The organism is Lactimicrobium sp. (assembly GCF_036453465.1).
Classification (GTDB): domain Bacteria; phylum Bacillota_I; class Bacilli_A; order Erysipelotrichales; family Erysipelotrichaceae; genus Bulleidia.
On sequence record NZ_JAZHUW010000041.1, the window covers coordinates 1 to 18,794 of the forward strand.

General features: G+C 46.2%; 19 protein-coding genes. 2 read left to right on the plus strand and 17 right to left on the minus strand.

Annotation, left to right across the window (positions count from 1 at the left end; genetic code table 11):
• Positions 1-65: 65 nt before the first annotated feature.
• The 4 genes from SOI44_RS09070 to SOI44_RS09085 all read right to left on the minus strand — a co-directional run bounded on the left by SOI44_RS09070 (position 66) and on the right by SOI44_RS09085 (position 4,099).
• On the minus strand, positions 66-1,133 hold the full coding sequence (locus tag SOI44_RS09070; protein ID WP_331348891.1) for a VanZ family protein: 1,068 nt from the start codon (positions 1,131-1,133) through the stop codon (positions 66-68).
• Positions 1,134-1,221: 88 nt separating this feature from the next.
• A complete protein-coding gene (locus SOI44_RS09075; protein ID WP_331348892.1) occupies positions 1,222-2,568 on the minus strand; it encodes a sensor domain-containing diguanylate cyclase in 1,347 nt (448 codons plus the stop codon).
• Between the two features lie 119 nt (positions 2,569-2,687).
• The gene (locus SOI44_RS09080; protein WP_331348893.1) at positions 2,688-2,858 is read right to left on the minus strand and encodes a hypothetical protein; all 171 of its coding nucleotides are present in this window, start codon (positions 2,856-2,858) and stop codon (positions 2,688-2,690) included.
• A complete protein-coding gene (locus tag SOI44_RS09085) occupies positions 2,855-4,099 on the minus strand; it encodes a PAS domain-containing protein (RefSeq protein ID WP_331348894.1) in 1,245 nt (414 codons plus the stop codon). Before SOI44_RS09085 ends, SOI44_RS09080 begins: the two co-directional genes overlap by 4 nt.
• Positions 4,100-4,313: 214 nt before the next feature.
• On the opposite strand from SOI44_RS09085, the gene SOI44_RS09090 reads away from it, so the two are divergent.
• Positions 4,314-7,304, plus strand: coding sequence for an EAL domain-containing protein (locus SOI44_RS09090; protein WP_331348895.1), 2,991 nt, complete (start codon positions 4,314-4,316; stop codon positions 7,302-7,304).
• Between the two features lie 49 nt (positions 7,305-7,353).
• Here SOI44_RS09090 and SOI44_RS09095 read toward each other — a convergent pair whose 3' ends face one another.
• The 3 genes from SOI44_RS09095 to SOI44_RS09105 form a co-directional block, all read right to left on the minus strand.
• Positions 7,354-8,823, minus strand: coding sequence for a glycoside hydrolase family 1 protein (locus tag SOI44_RS09095; protein ID WP_331348896.1), 1,470 nt, complete (start codon positions 8,821-8,823; stop codon positions 7,354-7,356).
• 125 nt (positions 8,824-8,948) lie between these two features.
• Positions 8,949-9,260, minus strand: a complete 312-nt coding sequence (locus SOI44_RS09100) for a hypothetical protein (RefSeq protein ID WP_331348897.1) — start codon at positions 9,258-9,260, stop codon at positions 8,949-8,951.
• 1 nt (position 9,261) lies between these two features.
• Entirely contained in the window at positions 9,262-9,657 is a 396-nt protein-coding gene (locus tag SOI44_RS09105; protein ID WP_331348898.1) for a C-GCAxxG-C-C family protein, read from the minus strand.
• 138 nt (positions 9,658-9,795) lie between these two features.
• On the opposite strand from SOI44_RS09105, the gene SOI44_RS09110 reads away from it, so the two are divergent.
• Entirely contained in the window at positions 9,796-10,128 is a 333-nt protein-coding gene (locus tag SOI44_RS09110; RefSeq protein ID WP_331348899.1) for a hypothetical protein, read from the plus strand.
• Between the two features lie 50 nt (positions 10,129-10,178).
• Here SOI44_RS09110 and SOI44_RS09115 read toward each other — a convergent pair whose 3' ends face one another.
• The 10 genes from SOI44_RS09115 to SOI44_RS09160 all read right to left on the minus strand — a co-directional run bounded on the left by SOI44_RS09115 (position 10,179) and on the right by SOI44_RS09160 (position 18,167).
• On the minus strand, positions 10,179-11,600 hold the full coding sequence (locus SOI44_RS09115) for a DUF6591 domain-containing protein (RefSeq protein WP_331348900.1): 1,422 nt from the start codon (positions 11,598-11,600) through the stop codon (positions 10,179-10,181).
• Complete coding sequence (locus SOI44_RS09120) at positions 11,587-12,027, minus strand: helix-turn-helix domain-containing protein (protein ID WP_331348901.1); 441 nt, start codon at positions 12,025-12,027, stop codon at positions 11,587-11,589. The genes SOI44_RS09115 and SOI44_RS09120 overlap by 14 nt, the downstream gene beginning before the upstream one ends.
• Positions 12,028-12,150: 123 nt before the next feature.
• Positions 12,151-13,404, minus strand: a complete 1,254-nt coding sequence (larA, locus tag SOI44_RS09125) for a nickel-dependent lactate racemase (RefSeq protein ID WP_331348902.1) — start codon at positions 13,402-13,404, stop codon at positions 12,151-12,153.
• Between the two features lie 141 nt (positions 13,405-13,545).
• A complete protein-coding gene (locus tag SOI44_RS09130) occupies positions 13,546-14,031 on the minus strand; it encodes a GNAT family N-acetyltransferase (RefSeq protein ID WP_331348903.1) in 486 nt (161 codons plus the stop codon).
• Positions 14,031-14,750: a DUF134 domain-containing protein gene (locus tag SOI44_RS09135; protein WP_331348904.1), complete on the minus strand. Its 720-nt coding sequence runs from the start codon at positions 14,748-14,750 to the stop codon at positions 14,031-14,033. The genes SOI44_RS09130 and SOI44_RS09135 overlap by 1 nt, the downstream gene beginning before the upstream one ends.
• 212 nt (positions 14,751-14,962) lie before the next feature.
• Positions 14,963-15,484, minus strand: a complete 522-nt coding sequence (locus tag SOI44_RS09140; RefSeq protein ID WP_331348905.1) for a GNAT family N-acetyltransferase — start codon at positions 15,482-15,484, stop codon at positions 14,963-14,965.
• 23 nt (positions 15,485-15,507) lie between these two features.
• On the minus strand, positions 15,508-16,455 hold the full coding sequence (locus SOI44_RS09145) for a lactate/malate family dehydrogenase (RefSeq protein ID WP_331348906.1): 948 nt from the start codon (positions 16,453-16,455) through the stop codon (positions 15,508-15,510).
• Positions 16,456-16,554: 99 nt separating this feature from the next.
• Positions 16,555-16,956 (minus strand): GNAT family N-acetyltransferase, encoded by a 402-nt coding sequence (locus SOI44_RS09150; protein WP_331348907.1) that lies wholly within the window; start codon positions 16,954-16,956, stop codon positions 16,555-16,557.
• Positions 16,957-17,087: 131 nt separating this feature from the next.
• Entirely contained in the window at positions 17,088-17,435 is a 348-nt protein-coding gene (locus tag SOI44_RS09155; RefSeq protein ID WP_331348908.1) for a molecular chaperone Hsp90, read from the minus strand.
• Positions 17,436-17,648: 213 nt separating this feature from the next.
• Complete coding sequence (locus SOI44_RS09160; protein WP_331348909.1) at positions 17,649-18,167, minus strand: hypothetical protein; 519 nt, start codon at positions 18,165-18,167, stop codon at positions 17,649-17,651.
• Positions 18,168-18,794 lie beyond the last annotated feature (627 nt).

Here is an 18,794-nt window from a genome sequence, read left to right on the forward strand (position 1 = left end):
TGGCAGACGACTGTATCCGGGCCACCACGCCGAAAGTGACACAGTCGCCTGCCAAAGCTTACTTTCTAGGCTCTATGAGCCAATACAATTGTATGCTTAGCAGACCCACTGTGCAAAAACGGCATTTTAACAAATGTCACTTCATCTGCCGCAATGCCATATTGTTCCATATCAGTTTCAGCATATTGCTTCAAAGCATCCAGGGACAGTTTTGCTGTACTGTGTCCATCATCAGCAAGAATGACATCCCATTTCCGGTAATTGTAGATGTATATCGCAGCATCCCCGTCCAGCAGGCGGCTGACATAGGATGAACCATCACCATCCTGCCATGTTCCGGATAACCCGGAAGAAGCCAGCAGTTTGTCCTGAAGATCTGATAGAGAAATCTGTTCAGTGTACTTGTAAACCTTCCCATCGGTTTCTTGATCAGAGATGTCCGTTTCAATTTTTACTTTCTGTGGCATCAGATGGCCATAGTACAGACTGCCATACGGAGTACTGCCATCCAGCATTCTGATGCCGGCAAACGGAAGAAGGATCAAAGCAATCACCAGAACACTGATGACAAGCTGTGCATGGCCAACATGCACGTTTTTCGTTTCTGCCTGTTTTTTCAGAGAAATCTGCTGACAGATAACAAACAAGGCATATCCCATAACGCCGCCAAGAGTATTGGCAATCAGATCATCAATGTCCGTACCGCGCATGGAAATCAATTGCAGCACTTCCGTGGCAAGACTAAGCACAAAGGCAGCACAAATGGTACGATGCCAGCACCTGTACTTCTTAGAGACAATCGGCAGCAGCAGGCCCAGCGGCACAAACATGATGATGTTCAAAAGAAACTGCCAGATGCCCTGTGCATTGTCAGAGCCATACCGCCAGGCAATATAGAAATCATGTAAAGGACGCAGATTGATCAGTTGTCCCATGCCATTGCCAAAAGACATGATCTGCGTCACATAGATAAACATCACAAGCCAGCCGGTCAGGAAAAATGCTGCAATCTTCACACCTCTGGATTGTGCCTTGTATCTTTCTTTCCATTGATGGGCAAGAAAGAAATAGAGACCACACGTAACTGCAAGCACAGCTGGTATAGCTGGTAATACCTGTAAGAGATACTGCATATGACCACCTCATCATCTGTTCGAATCATAGAATTGCCAGATGACAAAATGGTGACACGGATCACTTTATTTGATCCGTATCACCATCTCAATGCCGCCTGTCATGATGCATGTAATATTCTGCTTTGTTCTGATACATCAGGTGGTCTGCCTGATGAATGATAGCATTGATTCTGCCAATATCTTCATCCCACAGGAAACCGGCCGCCAGGAAATAATCATGATCACCTGCCATCTTTGCAAGCAGATGATGCTGCATTGCTTCAAATGTGTCTTTACTGATGCCTGGCAGCAATACAACAAATTCATCACCGCCTTGACGATATACATGTTCCATGCCAAATGCATCTGACAGCAGGCTGGCCGCAAAGCGGATTGCCTGATCACCTGTTTCATGACTTTCCTCATCATTGATTTTCTTGAGATTGTTCACATCCGCATAGACAACACCAAGACTTTCTTTCTGCACGGCAAGCCTGCGGCTGTCTTCAATCAGTGCATTCCGGTTTTTCACACCGGTCAGAATATCATATCGGCTCATCTTCTCCAGACGCATCATTAACCGCTGGTTGATGATTTTAGAGCCGATAAAGAAGGAAGTCATTTCCATCAGACGCTGTGTATTGATAGCATCACTCTCTTGATAATTATCTGCCACCAGATAGCCGATCAGTTTCCCTTTCTGATAAAACGGAGCTGCAATCAGGCGCTTGACATGGAAATGTTCCAGAATCTGATAACTGCCTGGATTGCTTTCTTTCAGCACTGAAATATCCGGCATGATAAAACTGGCACGGGTGCGGGTGAACTGTCTCCACCCTTTCTGAACACTTTCCTGGCTGATATTCTGCAGATCTGCAATGAAGGGAGGAATACCAGATGCGCACCATTCAAATGATGCCCTGGCGGCATGTTCATCTGTTTCAATAATGTAGAGCCGGTCCGGGTGAATCATACCAGCCAGTTCATGAAGCACATGATTCATGCTTTCGGAATATTCTTCTTCACCGCTTAATATTTCCGACAGACGCAGGATAAGCTGTTCGGTCAGGTGATCCCGCTTTTCAATTTCCAACAGCTGCTGTTCCCGGTCAACTTCCGTAAAGGTATAGGCGACACAATCAGGCTTTGATACAGGGGCAACAGTAAAATCCAGCCAATGTCCGACGGCCGGTTCAAACACACGGTCATGCACAGTCTTTCCAAGCACACCTGCCTGATAACAGTAATCAAACCAGTGTCCGCCAACATCCGGATAGACACTGCTGAACCGCTGATCAAGAAGCTGTTCCCTCTCTTTATGTGTCATCTTACAATATCTGGCATTGACAAAGACATAGCGCGTATCAATCACATGTTTCTTTTCCCTGTCATAGATCAGTTCAAAGACTGCATATGGAACCGGAATTTCCTTGTAGTCGTCAACCTGGTACATCCTCCTCATGCCCCCTGTCACCTGTTTCCTGCAAAGATCATACCATTTTGAAAGGAGGCTGCGCACAGCCTCCTTGAAAATCCTTCAGTTTCTTCTCTGCAGGCTGGTGAAGCCCCCACCTAAGTCCTAGGTGTGCGCAGCGTCTTGATCAAAGCAGCAGTTCCACCAGCACCAGCCAGAAAGGCAGCGGAATGAACAAGCAGATTGCCATCTTCACCGGCGTAAATACGCAGGATGCCATCCAGACAGATACCAGCAGCACAGCAGATCAGAATCTGTTTCTTTGTCATTGTGCTTTTGGCTTGGAAAAATGAGAGGCAATCTCATCACACTTCTGCACGATTTCAAGGGCACCGATGTATTTGCCATCGTCATCATGCAGTGCCAGGTAATGGACATGGACAGGGAATGGATGTTCACTCCAGATTTCCATGTGATCACGTTTGCCGGACTTGAAATCCTTCAGCAGGTTTGCCAATGCAATCTGCACACGGGGCGGATGGCAGTCACGCACAGGCCTGTCAAGGGCCGTAGAAGGACGCAGAAAGATCCTGCCATTATCCAGGAAGTATCGGTTCATATCATTGTCATCAATGAAGGTCAGATCGACCGGCAGTTTATCCAGAATAGCTTTGAGCTGCGGGAAAGTCAGTGTGCCTCTTTCCAGACGAATGGTTCCGTTGACGGCATCAATGCCTTCCGGGCGTTTAAACAAGGAGGCATGATCTTCGCCATACGGCCACACAGGCACGCAGCAGAGAAAAGCAGAGCCTTCCCGTTTGAGATCCAGATAAATCTGTACCCATTCTTCTTTCTGGAAATGGTCCAGAGCAAGTGGATACAAAGTGTTGTCCTGCTGATTGGCAATGTCTGAGATCTTTGCCAGCAATTGTTTTGTTTCTGCAGGCACATCACTGCCCGGCCGCATCAGTTTATGAACAATCCGCGACATAGTATGTCTGGCATCTTCTTCCTGTTTCCAGAGATCATCTGTGTATTCATAGAAGCCATACCGATACAGCATCGGCATGATGACTTCCTCAATAAAGCTGTACAGCTTTGGCAGCGGCTTTAATGGCAGCAGGGCATCGGCTGGGTCTTTCCCCTGTGCGATCTCATCTGATATCTTTTCAATCAGATCACGCAGACATTCATTTTCCTTCTGCAGTGTCTGCAGAGGATGGCCCTCTTCAATTTGATTCATATCCTGGTGTTCCACCTGTATCTCCTTCTGGGCATTGTCAAAGGACTGGTACAACAGAGGCTGCTGGTGATCTGCATCCGGTTGATCTGCGGCATCATCGTGAGCTTGTAAAGTCAGCCCCTTCTCTTGCAGCAGAGCTGCCATCTGTTCAAAGGAAGTATGGTTTCTTTCCATCAGATGGGCAAGTGATGCGGACTTGGCGGCAATCTTCAGTTTATATGGATTCTCCGCTTCCCTGAATCCAGCCCGTTTCAGAATCTGTTTCAGTTCCGGGTACATCTCGAGCATCTCACAAAGCGGTGCTTCCACGTCTACGGTCTTTGTCATGATCTTCACCTTCCATATGCCATTGTAGCAGGCAGAGCCCCATCGCTGAGATATGATTTTTCTATCCCGGTTATTTTCATGCACTGACCATGTTACGCACTGTGGAAAAGTGTGCAAAATTGACTCTTTCTTCTGCGGCTCTTAAAATATAATGATGTATTCACAAAATAATACTGGCAGTGAATGATGTTTCAAGGGGGAGCAGAGATCGGATATGAGCAATAAGTCTTCAGGTACGTATATCATCGATGAGGATTACAATGTCATCAATCTGAATCAGACCATCAAGGAGATGTATCCCTCTTTGCAGATTGGCAAAAAATGCTATCAGTGCCTGATGGGGCTGAATGAGCCGTGTCCGCCATGTCCGGTTGCCAATCATATCCAGGGGCCGCAGACGTACATGGATCCCATCCGCAAAATTTATGAAAACGTAGATGCCGTTGAAGTGGATCTGAATAATGGCAAAACCGGTCATGCCCTGGTTATGAGCACAGTGGGAGACAGTGAGACCATTGCTGCAAAACTGCCGCGTACAAAGGATGAGCTGCAAAAACTGCTGGAACAGCAGTATTTCGATACATTGACGGATGGATATACCCGCAAAGGCTTTATCCGGGAAGCAGAACACGTCTTTGCCCGTTCAAATCAGGCAGATTATGCCATGATCCTGTTTGACATTCATAATTTCAAAGCAATCAATGATATCTTCGGTATTGAAGGCGGCGACCAGGTACTGAAATTTGTCTTTCAGTCTCTGAAGGAAAGCTGGCTGAATCCAGTAGTTTCTGCCCGCATTGAATCTGACTGGTTTCTGTTTCTGGTGAAACAAAGTGACATCAAGGAAGATAAGCTGAATGATCTGGTGAATATGGTATGGTCAAAAGACAGCCGGGCTGTTCATCTCCACCTTCGCTGCGGCATTTATCATGTGGAGGATGATCAGGCCTCTGTATCAAGGATGGTAGAATGGACGATCCTTGCCAAGCAGAGTGCAGATCTGGATAAATATGGCAGTATTGCCCGTTTCAATGCAGCAATGCGCGAAAAATACATTGACCAGGCAGAAATCCTATCAGGTTTTGCGGACAGTCTTCTCCATGAGCATTTCAAAGTGTATTATCAGCCAATCATTCAGGCAGGAAGTGGAAAGCTCTGCGGTGCAGAGGCGCTGGTGCGCTGGCAGCATCCATCCCGCGGCTTCATAGTACCGGATCATTTTATCCCTGCTCTGGAAGCCAGCGGTTTAATTACCCAGCTGGATCTGTATGTATTGAAACATGTCTATGCCTTCCAGAAAGAGCAGCTGGAAAAGCATATCCCGATTGTGCCGGTTTCCGTCAATCTGTCCCGTCAGGATTTCTATAACCAGTCCTTCATGAATGAGATCTTCAACCTTGCCCAGGAAAGCTCTCTGACAGAAGGAAAGATCAATTATGAGGTAACCGAGACGGCCGTTGCCGTTCTGAGAGAGAACTGCGCCTATCTTCTTCAGCAGCTGCGCAAGACGGGTGCCAAGGTGCTGCTGGATGATTTTGGCAGCGGTTATTCTTCCCTTGGCATGATTGGCGACTATGCTTTTGATATCGTTAAGATTGACAAATCATTTGTTGATCAGATTGAGACCAAGCCTAATGTGCGTGCCGTCATTGATGCGGCCATCAACATGTGCCATACCATCGGCATGAAGACAGTTGCGGAAGGTGTTGAAAACAAGACACAGCTGGATTTCCTGAAGGAGCATGGCTGTGATTATATTCAGGGATATTATTATTCCCGTCCTCTTCCACAGGATGCTTTTCTTGCTTATCTGCAGAAGTCAGAAATTGCCAATGCAGAGACAGTCAATACGGACCTGAACCGCAGCAGCTATGATCTGGACAATCTGCTGGATCTGGTGGATCATTCCGGTCAGTTCATTCAGGTGTGCCATCCGGAGGATTACAGCATGGTATATGCCAATGCCATGACCCGCGACATTTCCGGCCACCCGGATCTTCCCTATCAGGGTGCCAAATGCTATCAGTATATGCTTGGTCTGGATGCCCCGTGCGGACATTGTCCAATGAAACTGATGGGTGATGAAACTGAGAAAATGGTGGAAGTGGATGATGGCTCCCACGTCTTCTCACTGAAAGCAAGATACACAACCTGGAATGGCAGAAAGGTGTTCATGGAATACGGCCATGACATCACGGAAACAAAGGCAGATGAGCGCCGTTATGCGGATCAGATGCGTTCCATTCTGGAACATATTCCGGAAGGCCAGGGTGTCTTCCACATGGATCTGACGGCTGATAAATGGCTGAGTTCCGGCGGCAATGCCAAGAATGCCAGAGATATTCAGAATGTGAAGGATGTGAATACACTGATCCGCCAGATTGGTTCCTTTGTACCAACCAGTGAGGGTCAGAAACTGTTCTTTGATACATTCAGCCGGCAGGCACAGATGCAGGCTTATGCTGTGAATAAACGGCAGATTGTGCTGGAAACAGAATCCTATTATGATGACCGTTCCATCCGCTGGTCGCGCATTACGGTTCATCTGATCGATAATCCGAATAACAACCATGTTGAAAGTATTCTCTACGGTGTTGATATTTCCAAAGAGAAAACACATATTGAAGAGCTGCAGCAGGAACGCCAGCAGGCGATCATGGAAAAGAAAATTCTGCAGGACAGAATCGATGAAACATGGAAGCTGTATGCCCAGGCTGACCGTGACCGCCGCTATGATCTATTGACCTGTCTTAACAGCCGTCTTGATCTGTATGATTTCATGAAACAGGAAAAGCAGAATGCAAAGTCACTGGTCAATGCGGTCATGTTCCTGGATGTGGATGACTTCAAGTCTATCAATGACACGTATGGCCATGCCTGCGGCGATGAATGTCTGAAAGCTATTGGCAAGGCAGTTTCCAGCTTTGGCGCAGCACATGATATTGTCTTTTACCGCTATGGCGGTGAAGAGATCGTCGGACTCTGCCACATCAAGAAGGAATCTGTTTATGACCTGGCCAGATCGCTGCTGGATGCAATCCAGTCACTCACAATCCATCTTTCCAGCGGTAAAGATATTACAGTAACGGCATCGATTGGCTATACAGCAAAGTCTGCGGATATCATTGATATGATTCAGCAGGCTGACAAAGCAATGTATGAAGCAAAAAAGCATGGCAAGAACCAGACTGCCTGCCTGGATTGATCATCCACAAGCAGACAATGGCATGCCATGTTTTTCTTATTCTTTCTGATCAGTCAAGATCAGCGCCATTGCTGGCAATGACCTTCTTGTACCAGTAGAAGGAATCCTTGCGGGAACGCTTCAAAGTGCCCTTGCCTTCATCATCCATATCCACATAGATAAAGCCGTATCTCTTTCTCATTTCACCAGTGCCTGCGGAAACAACATCAATGCAGCCCCAGGTTGTGTAGCCAAGCAGATCGACACCGTTTTCAATAGCTCTTTCCATTGCTTTGATATGTTTGCGGTAATAGTCAATGCGGTAAGGATCATGGATCGAACCATCCTCTTCCACTTTGTCATAGGCGCCAAGACCATTTTCCACAACCATCATCGGTACGTTATAGCGCTGATACATCATTTCCAGATAATACTGCAGGCCATCCGGATCCACAGCCCAGCCCCAGTCAGAATATTCCAGATACTGGTTCTTCTGTCCCTTGGAGAAGTTGCCGGCAACCTGGTCTGTCACCTTGTGAGTTGTGACCAAAGAGGACATGTAATAGGAGAAGGTATACATATCCACAGTTCCTTCTGAAAGAAGTGCAAGATCTTCATCCGTAATATCCAGGCTGACATTGTGCTCCTTCCAAAGCCGTGTGGCATAGCTGCCATACGCACCCAGCACCTGCACATCGCCGCAGTAATAGATGTTCTTCTCCCACTGGTGCTGGCAGGCAAGAATATCCTTTGGATCACATGTAGCTGGATAGTTGGTAATGCCGCAGATCATGCAGCCGATCATATTGTCAGGATCAATGGCATGGCCAATCATGACAGCCTTTGCACTTGCCACAAACTGGTAATGCAGGTGCTGATAGGCATCCTGATATTCCTGATCTGAATGTTCACCGCCGGCGAAGTCCAGGAACATGATGGTATTGTTGATCTCATTGAAGGTCAGCCAGTGATGGACAAGTCCTTTATATTCTGTAAAGCAGGTTGTGGCAAATCTGACATACAGATCAATTGTTTCACGGTTCAACCAACCGCCGCAGTGTTCCTCAAGATACAGAGGCGTATCAAAGTGCCAGATCGTCACAAGCGGCTCAATGCCATACTTTCTGCACTCCTCAAACATGCTGCGGTAGAACTCCACGCCTTCTTTGTTAGGCTCTTTTTCCAGTCCGGTCGGATACAGTCTGCTCCAGGAAATGGAAGTACGGAACTGCTTGAAGCCCATCTCAGCAAACAAGGCAATATCCTCTTTGTAATGATGATAGCCATCGACTGCTTCATGGTTTGGATAGTGATACTCATCCAGCACTGCATAGTGAGCCCCTTCCGGCAGCTTCTGCTTCTGCAGCATGGTGCAGTGATTGCCATCCTTGTCAATGTACGTTATCTTTCGGTCTTCATTCACTGTACCGCCGGTTGTTACATCGGTCATAGCCGGGCCGCGGCCGCCAACGTTCCAGCCGCCTTCCCACTGATTGGCAGCGACTGCGCCGCCCCATAAGAATCCATTTGGAAATGCCATAAATATATTTTTCCTCCTGCTATCAGGATAACAAAAAAGAATGACAAACTGGATGAAATTTTCCAATCAGCAGACAAACGCATAACAGGCAGAGATATCACCATACAGATGAATATCCCTGCCTGTTACTCATCATCTTCCTCATCATTTCCAAGCCCGAAGTTCAGAAGATCATTATATTTGCTGTTGTTATACTCCGTAATGTGCTTTTTCTGCCAGCGGTCCCGGTCATCCAGAATGGCAAGCATCTCATCGACAATCTCCTCAGTAGAATACCGGACAGGATGATGCAGATAGGAAAGCATGCGTTCCATGGTCATCTCTGTGCCAAGCTGATCTGCAATCACGCTGCCGAACTCTTCCGGATACCCTCTTTTCACAAGGGCATGAATCAGCTTTGCCTTCAGCTGGGCTCTGGTTCTGCTTTTCTGGTCCATGTTAATCAGAAATGTTCAACGCATCCCCTAGTGCAAGCACGGCATTGCGCACACAGTCCGGGCACGGGCAGACAACTCTGCCAGTACCGATTCCCTTGAGATCCTTACATCTCAAGGCACCGCTTTTCTGTTCAAACTCCCGCAGGATCTTTGCCGAATACATGGGTGTTCTCTGTCCCTCTGTCAGAATACCTGCTGCCATCACAGCACCAATCAATGCACCGCACGTGCTTTCCATGCATCCCATACCGGCACCATAGCCTGCTGTCAGCTTCATCAAAGTATCATGATCCACAGGCATCTTGTCTTCAAATACACTGACAACTGCCTGGGCACAATTACACCGCCCGCTTGCTTTCAATGAAGCAGCCTTTTCTGCACGTTCCTCAATCGTCATTTCAAAATCCTCCAGCCCGTATTTTAGCACGGTCATCTCAGGCAGAAACATATCATGCTCGTCAGGCAAAGATATTTTCTGTTATGCTTAAAGCAGAAATACTGCCAGTGAAAGCAAAAACAATTATCAGGAGAAATTATGAAATATGTAAAAACCATTCTCATTCCATATCTGTCTCTGTTCCTGCTCGGCATTCTGCTATTTCAGAGTGTTTTCCGTTCCCGGCTGGCATCACTTGCCGCAGCGGGATTTACGTTCATGACACAAAACGCGTTCAGCTTTAAAAGCAAAGTGCTGCCAGTACTCCTGTCTGTTGTTTTCAGTGTGATTCTTGCTCTGCTTGTCTTTTGGTATACCAAAGACATGGCACAGATGCTTAGAACGCTGCTGTTCTTCCTGATCTATTACCTGTGTTCTGTTCCGGCCATGAAATGGGCAGATGCACAAGATCAGAAACGTTCAGAAAAATAGAAAACACCGGATGCCATGGCTATCATGACATCCGGTATTTTCATTGATAATTATTGATTGCTGATCTCAAGAAGACGCTTGTTGATTCTGTTCTGAGCATCCAGATAGTAGGCAGTCTCATCATTGTTCCATCCAGATTCATCCACGTTTTCTGCCTTGTTTTCCCAATCCATATACTGCTTCATGATCTGTGTATACTGATCCAGCATCGTAAAATCCGAAGCATCATAGCTCTTCATGAAGTCCACATAACTGTTCATGAAGTTCTCATAGCCATCCACAAAGTCTTTCACTTCCGGCCTGACTCCAGATGATGATGCAGGTGCAGCTGTTTCTGCCGGAGCAGGTGTTGGTGTTGTCTCAACAGCAGGCGCAGGTGTGCTTGTCGCGGCTGCCTGTGTATGCTGAGCAGATACATTCATCTGCATGATATTTCCTGTCTGCTTCGTAAGTATTACCTTGATGCCATCCGCATTTGAACCGCTGAAGTAATCATCATGGCTGGAATAATCAACATTGAATCCTGCTTCCAGCACCTGGCTGCCATAGGCTGAAATGGCATCAGAGTCCATGTCAGGAATCATCAGAGTAAGTTTATCAGCACTGTTTGTAATAATTGCAGCTTTGGAAACCGGCGGCGCAGGCAGTGAGGATACCAAGGCACTTACCGGCCACACGATATTCTTATATTCTTCCGGGGCATCCAGAGAGATCGACATGGAATCTTCTTCTGACATCAGAAGCAGTACATAACCATCCTGGTCGGCAGCTCTATAAAGATCCGTCTGGTTTTCTGCATCAACGGTAAAACCTGCATCTTTGCATTTTTCCAGATACTTCTGATAATCCTGAACATCATACCCGTCGACATCCACGCTCAGGTGATCATCTGTACTGACTTGGACCTCCCCATATTTAGCATCCGGCTTTGGCAGACGCGCGGCCAGTTCTGTTGAAGGCCACACCAGCTTTTCTTTTGATGTCTTTGCTTTGGCGTCCGAGAATTGGAAAAACGGAATGACAAGCACACAGGCAAGCAGCACAAAGACAAGATGTGGAATCTTCTTTCCACGAATCTTTTCAATACTGCCATTGCCGATCATCAGACCTACTGCCAGCAATGCCACTTGAAGCAGTGCAATCACACCTGAAATCACATGATGACCGCTGAAGGAAATCCAGGCTCCCAGAAGTGCCAGAATGATCAGAACAATCAGGAACTTACCACCCTTTGTTCTGGTAAATTTCTTCTTTTCTTCCTTCTCCTTGTCTCTGCGTTCATTCTCATACTTTTCTTTCAGCAGATCGGCATCTTTGATCTTTGCCTCATCTTTGATCGTGACAACATTTTCCTTTTTTTCATCATCTACCATTACTTCTTTTCCACAGTACTGACAGACAACAGATTTCTTCCCCTCTTCGACATCCAGTCTGGCCCCGCAGTACGGGCACTCCATCTTAATGAATTTCATCTGATTTCTCTCCCATTTCTGATACACGGATGATTAATGCGTCCAGTTCATTTACCTGTTTGTCAATCCTGTCTCTTGTCTCAAGCAGCCTTGTTCTGACATGCAGCAGAATCTCTGTTTCTTCTTCATGTGAGGGCTGATGCAGAAGAATCTTGATTTCCTTCAGGGTCAGTCCTGCATTCTGATAGTGCTTGATCTCTGCCAGTTCCTTCAGAACACTTGCACGATACAATTTCCCGTTTTGTTTTCCTTTGTGATTGGCTGGCTTTACAAGACCGATCTTGTCATAGTAGAACAACGTCTTTCTTGTGATGCCGGCAGCTTCACAGACTTCATGCACCGAAAGCATCTTTTCTCTGGAATCAAACGTACAACTGTTCCCCTGGGGATCAGTCAAGCCTTTTTGATCGTTTTTGGTGGATATCATGATCATCACCTCCACCAGAGGGACTGTTTTTTTCGCGAATCTAAGAAAGATAAAAAAAGCAATCAAAAAACACCATCCAGTCCTGTTCAAACTGAGATGGTGCTTGCATGACAATCATGATAATTATTCAGGATCTGTCACTGGCAATGTACTGCCGCCATATGGCATGGCAATCACAGATGCGGCATCACCATATCTGGCAAGAGCATCCGCATATGCTTTATCCAATGAAGCATATGGTTTCAACATTGTTTTCTCAACAACAGATGGATCCATCTGTGAGACAAAATAGATATCTGCCTTTTCTCTGACTCTGGCAATGGCAGCTGCTTTGTGGCCGCCCAATACGAAGTTTCTGTGCAGATCTGACAGCATCTGCTTTGGTGCTTTTCCTGACAGCATCCACTTCTCAAATAGCGCATTGCCAAAGCCTTCTGCAGCAGAGCCGACAAGAATGATGGTGCCGCCTTGTCTTATGGCATGTCTGGCATTGTCCAGTGCTTTCTGCAATTGATACAGATTGAGATCCTTGGGATAGCCGCCCTGAGAAACAATCACAATGTCTGCTTCATGGGGGATCCTGCAGGCATAGGAATCCGCAAGATACCGGCAGGCATCACGGTGTGCTTTCTGCACATCTCCACACGCTGCATACACAATTTCCTTATCAGGGTTCAGAACCACATTGACAATGAAATCAACACCGGTAAGGGATGCGGCTTCTTCAATATCCTGTCGAACCGGATTATCATCCAGGCTGCCTGCATAGGAATCCTGATCGATCATCCACCTGTGGTTCATGGCAATGGATGCTGGTGTGCTGCAGCCGGGGAAGATGGCTTTGGCACCGCCGGAAAAACCTGCAAAGTAGTGGTATTCCACATTGCCAAGGCAGATTCTTCTGTCAGCTGCCATCACGGTACGGTCTATTTCTACTTTGGTGCCGCGGCTGGTTGTTCCTACTGTGACAGTATCATCTGGATCACTGTTGCGGCAGGCAATCCGATGGTACACATCCGCTCCGACAAGATGTTCCAGCTCCTGTGCCGTCATCTTTCGATGGGAGCCAAGGGCAAAGGTAATTGTCATATCCTGATCACGAATACCAGCATCTGTCAGTTCTTTCACCACAGCAGACAGAATCTTCCAGGAAGGACATGGCCGGGAAATATCACTTGTGATGATAGCAATCTTTTCGCCAGGATGAACAATGTCCTGAATTCTGTCTGTGCCGATGGGATGGGACAGTGCCTTGAGAAGAATCTTCTGTTCATCCGGATGAGATGGAAGGGAACCCGGCTGTAAAACCGAAATCAGATTTCTCTCATCCACATCAACTTCTTCATAGCCATTGCCAATGCCAAACTGCAGTTTCATAGGTGATATCCTCCTGCTTTTTAAACAGAATAGCGCAAAATGAGAAAGTCATGCAAAGTTTCATCTGTCAGATCACAGTGGGAATAAGAAAACACAGAAGATCATGATGTCAGGATCACAATCCTCTGTGCAGAGCGTCATTCAGAACGTCAGCCGCATCTGATGCCAGACAACACCGCCATGTACGGATTTCTCAGAGATACCTTCATCCTTGAAGCCAAATGATGCATAGTAATGGATCAGCCTGTCTTTGCAGGTCAGAACGACACCTTTTCTATGCTGTGCACGTGCATCTTCAATAGCACGGCGGATCAGCTGTCCGGCATATCCGTGTTTACGGTAATCAGGAAGTGTATTAACGCCAAAGATCATCTGCCAGGCACCATTCTCATTGTGCATCTCTCCCTTTGCATACATCTCATCTGTTAAATCTGGTTCATCTGTGACAAGACCGTCCACGAATGAAACAAGCTGATCTCCATCAAACAGCAGCCAGAAATGATTGGCATAGTGTTCCAGTCTGCCCTGAAATTCTGCAGGTGTGGCCGCTTCTGCTGCAGGAAAGCATTCCTTTTCTACCGCAGCAATCTGATCCAGATCCGCCAGAGAAGCCGTTCTGATTGTCATCAGTGATGATCCTTTCCACAGCCGCCATGGCCGCATTCTTCCCCATCACCATGCTCATGGTGATGGCAGGACGCATTGGGATCAAACTGCAGATCGCCGGAAAGCAGGTGATTGACAGCTTCATCCGGATCCCCGGTCACACCAGGATACAGTTTGAGTCCTGCTTCCTGAATAGCACTGACAGCACCCATGCCAAGACCGCCGCAGATCAAAGTGTCAACATCTGCAGATTTCAGGAAACCGGCAAGCGCTCCATGACTGACACCATTGGTATCCACAACCTGAGATGACTTTACCTGGCCATTTTCAACATCATAAAGCTTGAACTGTTCAGTTCTGCCAAAATGCTGGCCAATCGTGCCATGATCATACGTAACTGCAATTCTCATCATCTTTTCTCCTTTTTTCAAAATATGTGACACAGCAGGATCCGGTGCTATTTCATAAGCACCGCCTGACAGCCGGATATTCTTGCCATTGACCAGAGCATCTGCCAGCTTGTATCTGGCCGACTCATAGATACCGGTCACTGTTGTTCTGGCAACTCCCATAGCAGCCGCACATTCTTCCTGCGTCATCTTCTGATAATCAATCATCCGGATGACTTCATATTCATCCAGATGAAGAAGAATCGTCTGATTTCCAGACGCATCATCCGCAGAGAAATACCAGTATTCCGGAAAGCCGCAGATCCGGCGGCATCGTACAGGTCTTGCCATAGCACTCCTTTCCTGACATATGTCATTAACGCATCCAGAATATTTACATTTCTGACATATGTCAATATTCTATGAAATTTCATAGTGTCCAATCCTGCAGAAATTCTGTATCTGTTCATTCTCACTTCTGCTTTCCATTTGAATATCCCAAAAGAAAAAAGGCAGACACTGCATTTCCTGCCCGTTATTCTGTGATCTGCAGCCTGTCTCATTCAAACTGCATATTCATACAATTCATATTCTGTCATGCCAGTATCCGGATAGAACATCCGGATCGTTTCCAGATATTGAAATCCTGCTGAGGCATACAGCTTCTCAGCCGGAACATTGCCTTTTAGTACATCCAGTCTGATCACCTTCTGATGATGTTCTCTGGCAGTATTGATGGCAAATCTAACCATTTGTTTTGCCAGACCCTGATGGGCAGAATACGGATGTACGCCAAGGGCATGAATCACGGTAATATCCTCTGGGGATGCGTCTGTCGGCCATTTAATGGAATCATATCCTTCATTCCATTGATGATTCAGCACCATTGCTGCAGCGATTCTGCCATTGATCCGGCCAAGATACAGATTTCCCTGTGCAATGGATGCTTTCAAGAAGGCAGGATCAGGATAAATGCCCTTCTTCCAGCCGGCATCAAACGGTGAACCGGCAAGTCCATCGATCAGTGCATCGTAAAAGTCAGAAACTTCCTGATATTCTTCTGCCTGTGCTCTTGTAATCTTCATTGATACCTTCTCATTTGTGATGATCAGATCAAGTCAATCAGTTCACGCAGATGGTCATGAGAAATCCGCAGATCTTTTCTGCCCTGTTCATCCAGTGGCAGCTCAATGATGCGGTCAATGCCACTCTTTGAAATGATGCATGGCAGACTCATCGCAATATCATCATAGCCGTATTTGCCATTCATGACAGTTGATACAGGCACAATACAGTGCTCATTGCGCACAATAGCACCAATGATGCGGCATGCCGCAAGAGACACTCCAGAGCTTGTATATCCTTTCAGATCCACAATATGCGGGCCGATGGTCTTGGTTTCATTCAGAAGTGCTTCCTTGTCAATCGGTGCTTTCAGGCCGAACTTTTCGGCCAGATCATCAAATGGCACACCAACGATATTTACGGTATTCCACGGAATAAACGATGTGGAGCCATGTTCACCCAGTACAAAGCCAACCACATTCTTGGCATCCACCCCGCACAGATCTCCCAGCATCTTGTTGAAACGGGCAGTATCCAGCAGTGTGCCTGTGCCCATGATCTTATCAGCAGGATAGTCGTATTTCTTCTGGAAGTAGTATGTCAGCACGTCCAGAGGATTGGAAATGATGATTATGATCGCTTCTTTTGTATAGGCGGTAATCTGCTTCATGACCGAGTCCATGACTTCCACATTCTTCTTGAGAAGTGTATTGCGGTCATGATTGCCAGGAAGAATAGATGGTCCGGCAGTAATGACAATAATATGTGCATCCTTGCAGTCACTGTAATCCCCGACCCGGATGTTTGCATTGGAACTATAGGCAAAGGCTGTGGTGTGGCTGGCATCCAGCACTTCACCAAGGGCTCTGTCTTTATTGCGGTTGATGACCACGATGTCATCAATGATATTCATGCGCAGAACCGAATTCAGAACGGCTGAGCCAACTTTGCCGGCTCCGACAATCACTAGCTTTCCATAAGATACACTCATCAAGTTACCTCCTGCTAATTGGATAGAACAATTCTGGTTCCTGAGACATGTTTTTGCAAGAAACAATACAGGATTTCAGAGGATTATTATTTTGGTTTATCAGAATTGCTTTTTCACCATGGCACTGTAGTGATCGTACTGTTTGAAACCATAGCGGGCATAGAATGGTATTGTCTTGGGATCAGAGGGAATGACTTTGACATAGAGAAGATCTTCATAATCATGCATGATCCGCTTCATCAGTTCATCACCGATGTGCTGACCCTGACAGGCAGGATCAACAAGCAGATAATGCAGGAAAGCAACGGTTTCACCATCATCCAGACCGCGCACAAGACCAACCAGTTTATCTCCATTCCAGGCCGAGATAACTTTTGAGGAGTTATGCATTGCCCTGACAAGCTTTTCAGGATAGTTTCCTGATTCCCAGTGCACGGATAAAAAGAGTCTCTGCAATTCCTCAGCGGTAAATTCCTTAGTCTCTCTATATACAATCGCCATCATTCTTTCCTCCTGTTCCTAATGTTTCAGCTATCTTACACAGAATCTCTCCATCTGGCCAGAAAAAAGCGGCATGTATTGCATTGTTCTGAGGACTGCAATCCATACCGTCTTTCATCATTTTCAGTATCTTACAGAAGTGCTTCGCGATGATCAAGCAGAGCACCGCCTGCCTGGCATGCCGGGCAGACACAGTATTTTCCACCTGCGGCCTTGGCCTTTTCAGCCTGTGCTTCCAGAGCTTTGGCCCCGTCTGCGCCAAAGATCTTGACACCATGTTCTGACTTTGTCAGGGCAATCAGTTCATCAACGGAAGTCACATCCTCTTCCAGCTCTTTCAGCAATGCCTCTGCAGCAGCCTTTTCTCCATTGGTACCGACTGCCTTGAGATATGCTTCTCCGGCAGCTTTTGCCTCAGGGCAGCAGGATGGTGCTGCAACAAGCTTCTTTACTTCTTCAATTGCTTCTGCTTTTGTCATGATCAAATCCTCCTTGCTTTATCATGGTTAATATAGCACAAAGTCATGCGGAGCAATTCCACTCTGCGGATGTCAAGTTGAAATACGTATACCACAAGATGAAGGTTTTCAGATTTATAAAAAATCCGGCCCCCAGCTTTCTGTGGCTGGCAGCCGGATTATTTGTAACCTGCTAATGTGAATTCGCTCAGTACTGATATGTATGACGATTGTTTATTTGTGCTTTGCGGCAAGAACGGTTCTGGCAAGTCCCTTGATCCAGTCCTGATGGCCCTGATTCATAATATCTGGATGTGAATCAAAGAGTTCCTTTGCCGGCTTGCCTTTCTGAGATTCCTGCGTGAGAATTCTCACTCTGTCTTCGGGAAGATCTTCAAGCAGCCATGCATGGACAACACCCAGTCTGTGATCAGCATCTCCTTCAGCCCATCCATGCCATGCCAGTCTGCCTGGCTTGCCATGATCAGGAGCCTCAAATTCAATCACTTCTGCTTCAATCGGGAAGCCGAAGGTCTTGAAGGAGAATTTTGTATCCGGCTGTAATACTGTCCCAGGCGTATTGTGAAAATTGATATCAGAAGCATTTTCGTAATAGCTTGTCCAGATTGAGGTATCAATCAGATTGTCAAAAACATCTTTTGTTGTAATTCCTTTGACAATGATCTCATTTGAAGCAAAGTTGTCTGTGGTTCCAGGTAAATAGTCATGCGGCCAATGAATATCATTTAACATTTTTCATTTTCTCCATTCTATGGATTGAGTCAGCCATCATATTCCGTCTTTTGAAGATACAATTCGCTGATCAATCCTGGAACGCATGATATTCTTCTGAGTTCAAAATCGCAAGAATGCACTTTTTTGTGCGATATTTACCATTTCGGAAGATAGTATCATTATTGATACTTAATTCTCCTACTTTCACAATCATGCCTATCCCTGCATCACCTTGTTTCCATGAAGTCAACACAGTATGGCACGGTTTGATTCTCCTGACCAATGGTTCTCATCAACAAACCCTTTTCCTGGAAATGACTGAAGAAAAGTCTGACTTCTCATTGATTCAACTATCTATTGAAAGACCAGCAGTTTGATGATGGAAAGCTTTTGCGCCAAAAAGAGCATTTCTGGTTGCTGGCAATTCCAGCAGTTTTGGATCATCATCCGCAAGGCTGATATCGCCCAGACAATCATAAATACGCTGATTTTCAATATGATAAGAAGACTCTGGTACTTTTCTTCATGGACATATTAACAAATTGGTGAATTCTGTGGCTACTGTACTTGTTCATGTACAGTAATGTTAAGCTGGTTGATTATCTTCATTCATGTGAGGTGAATTCCATGGATGGTGAAACAATT

Excerpts from the sequence above, each read along its gene's own strand:
- SOI44_RS09140 (WP_331348905.1), bottom strand. The coding sequence starts at position 15,484 with ATGAAGATTACAAGAGCACAGGCAGAAGAATATCAGGAAGTTTCTGAC.
- SOI44_RS09155 (WP_331348908.1), bottom strand. The coding sequence starts at position 17,435 with ATGACAAAAGCAGAAGCAATTGAAGAAGTAAAGAAGCTTGTTGCAGCA.
- SOI44_RS09150 (WP_331348907.1), bottom strand. The coding sequence starts at position 16,956 with ATGGCGATTGTATATAGAGAGACTAAGGAATTTACCGCTGAGGAATTG.
- SOI44_RS09120 (WP_331348901.1), bottom strand. The coding sequence starts at position 12,027 with ATGATATCCACCAAAAACGATCAAAAAGGCTTGACTGATCCCCAGGGG.
- SOI44_RS09145 (WP_331348906.1), bottom strand. The coding sequence starts at position 16,455 with ATGAGTGTATCTTATGGAAAGCTAGTGATTGTCGGAGCCGGCAAAGTT.
- SOI44_RS09105 (WP_331348898.1), bottom strand. The coding sequence starts at position 9,657 with ATGACGATTGAGGAACGTGCAGAAAAGGCTGCTTCATTGAAAGCAAGC.
- SOI44_RS09130 (WP_331348903.1), bottom strand. The coding sequence starts at position 14,031 with ATGACAATCAGAACGGCTTCTCTGGCGGATCTGGATCAGATTGCTGCG.
- SOI44_RS09115 (WP_331348900.1), bottom strand. The coding sequence starts at position 11,600 with ATGAAATTCATTAAGATGGAGTGCCCGTACTGCGGGGCCAGACTGGAT.
- SOI44_RS09095 (WP_331348896.1), bottom strand. The coding sequence starts at position 8,823 with ATGGCATTTCCAAATGGATTCTTATGGGGCGGCGCAGTCGCTGCCAAT.
- SOI44_RS09100 (WP_331348897.1), bottom strand. The coding sequence starts at position 9,260 with ATGGACCAGAAAAGCAGAACCAGAGCCCAGCTGAAGGCAAAGCTGATT.
- SOI44_RS09075 (WP_331348892.1), bottom strand. The coding sequence starts at position 2,568 with ATGTACCAGGTTGACGACTACAAGGAAATTCCGGTTCCATATGCAGTC.
- SOI44_RS09135 (WP_331348904.1), bottom strand. The coding sequence starts at position 14,750 with ATGGCAAGACCTGTACGATGCCGCCGGATCTGCGGCTTTCCGGAATAC.
- larA (WP_331348902.1), bottom strand. The coding sequence starts at position 13,404 with ATGAAACTGCAGTTTGGCATTGGCAATGGCTATGAAGAAGTTGATGTG.
- SOI44_RS09085 (WP_331348894.1), bottom strand. The coding sequence starts at position 4,099 with ATGACAAAGACCGTAGACGTGGAAGCACCGCTTTGTGAGATGCTCGAG.
- SOI44_RS09090 (WP_331348895.1), top strand. The coding sequence starts at position 4,314 with ATGAGCAATAAGTCTTCAGGTACGTATATCATCGATGAGGATTACAAT.
- SOI44_RS09160 (WP_331348909.1), bottom strand. The coding sequence starts at position 18,167 with ATGTTAAATGATATTCATTGGCCGCATGACTATTTACCTGGAACCACA.
- SOI44_RS09070 (WP_331348891.1), bottom strand. The coding sequence starts at position 1,133 with ATGCAGTATCTCTTACAGGTATTACCAGCTATACCAGCTGTGCTTGCA.
- SOI44_RS09080 (WP_331348893.1), bottom strand. The coding sequence starts at position 2,858 with ATGACAAAGAAACAGATTCTGATCTGCTGTGCTGCTGGTATCTGTCTG.
- SOI44_RS09110 (WP_331348899.1), top strand. The coding sequence starts at position 9,796 with ATGAAATATGTAAAAACCATTCTCATTCCATATCTGTCTCTGTTCCTG.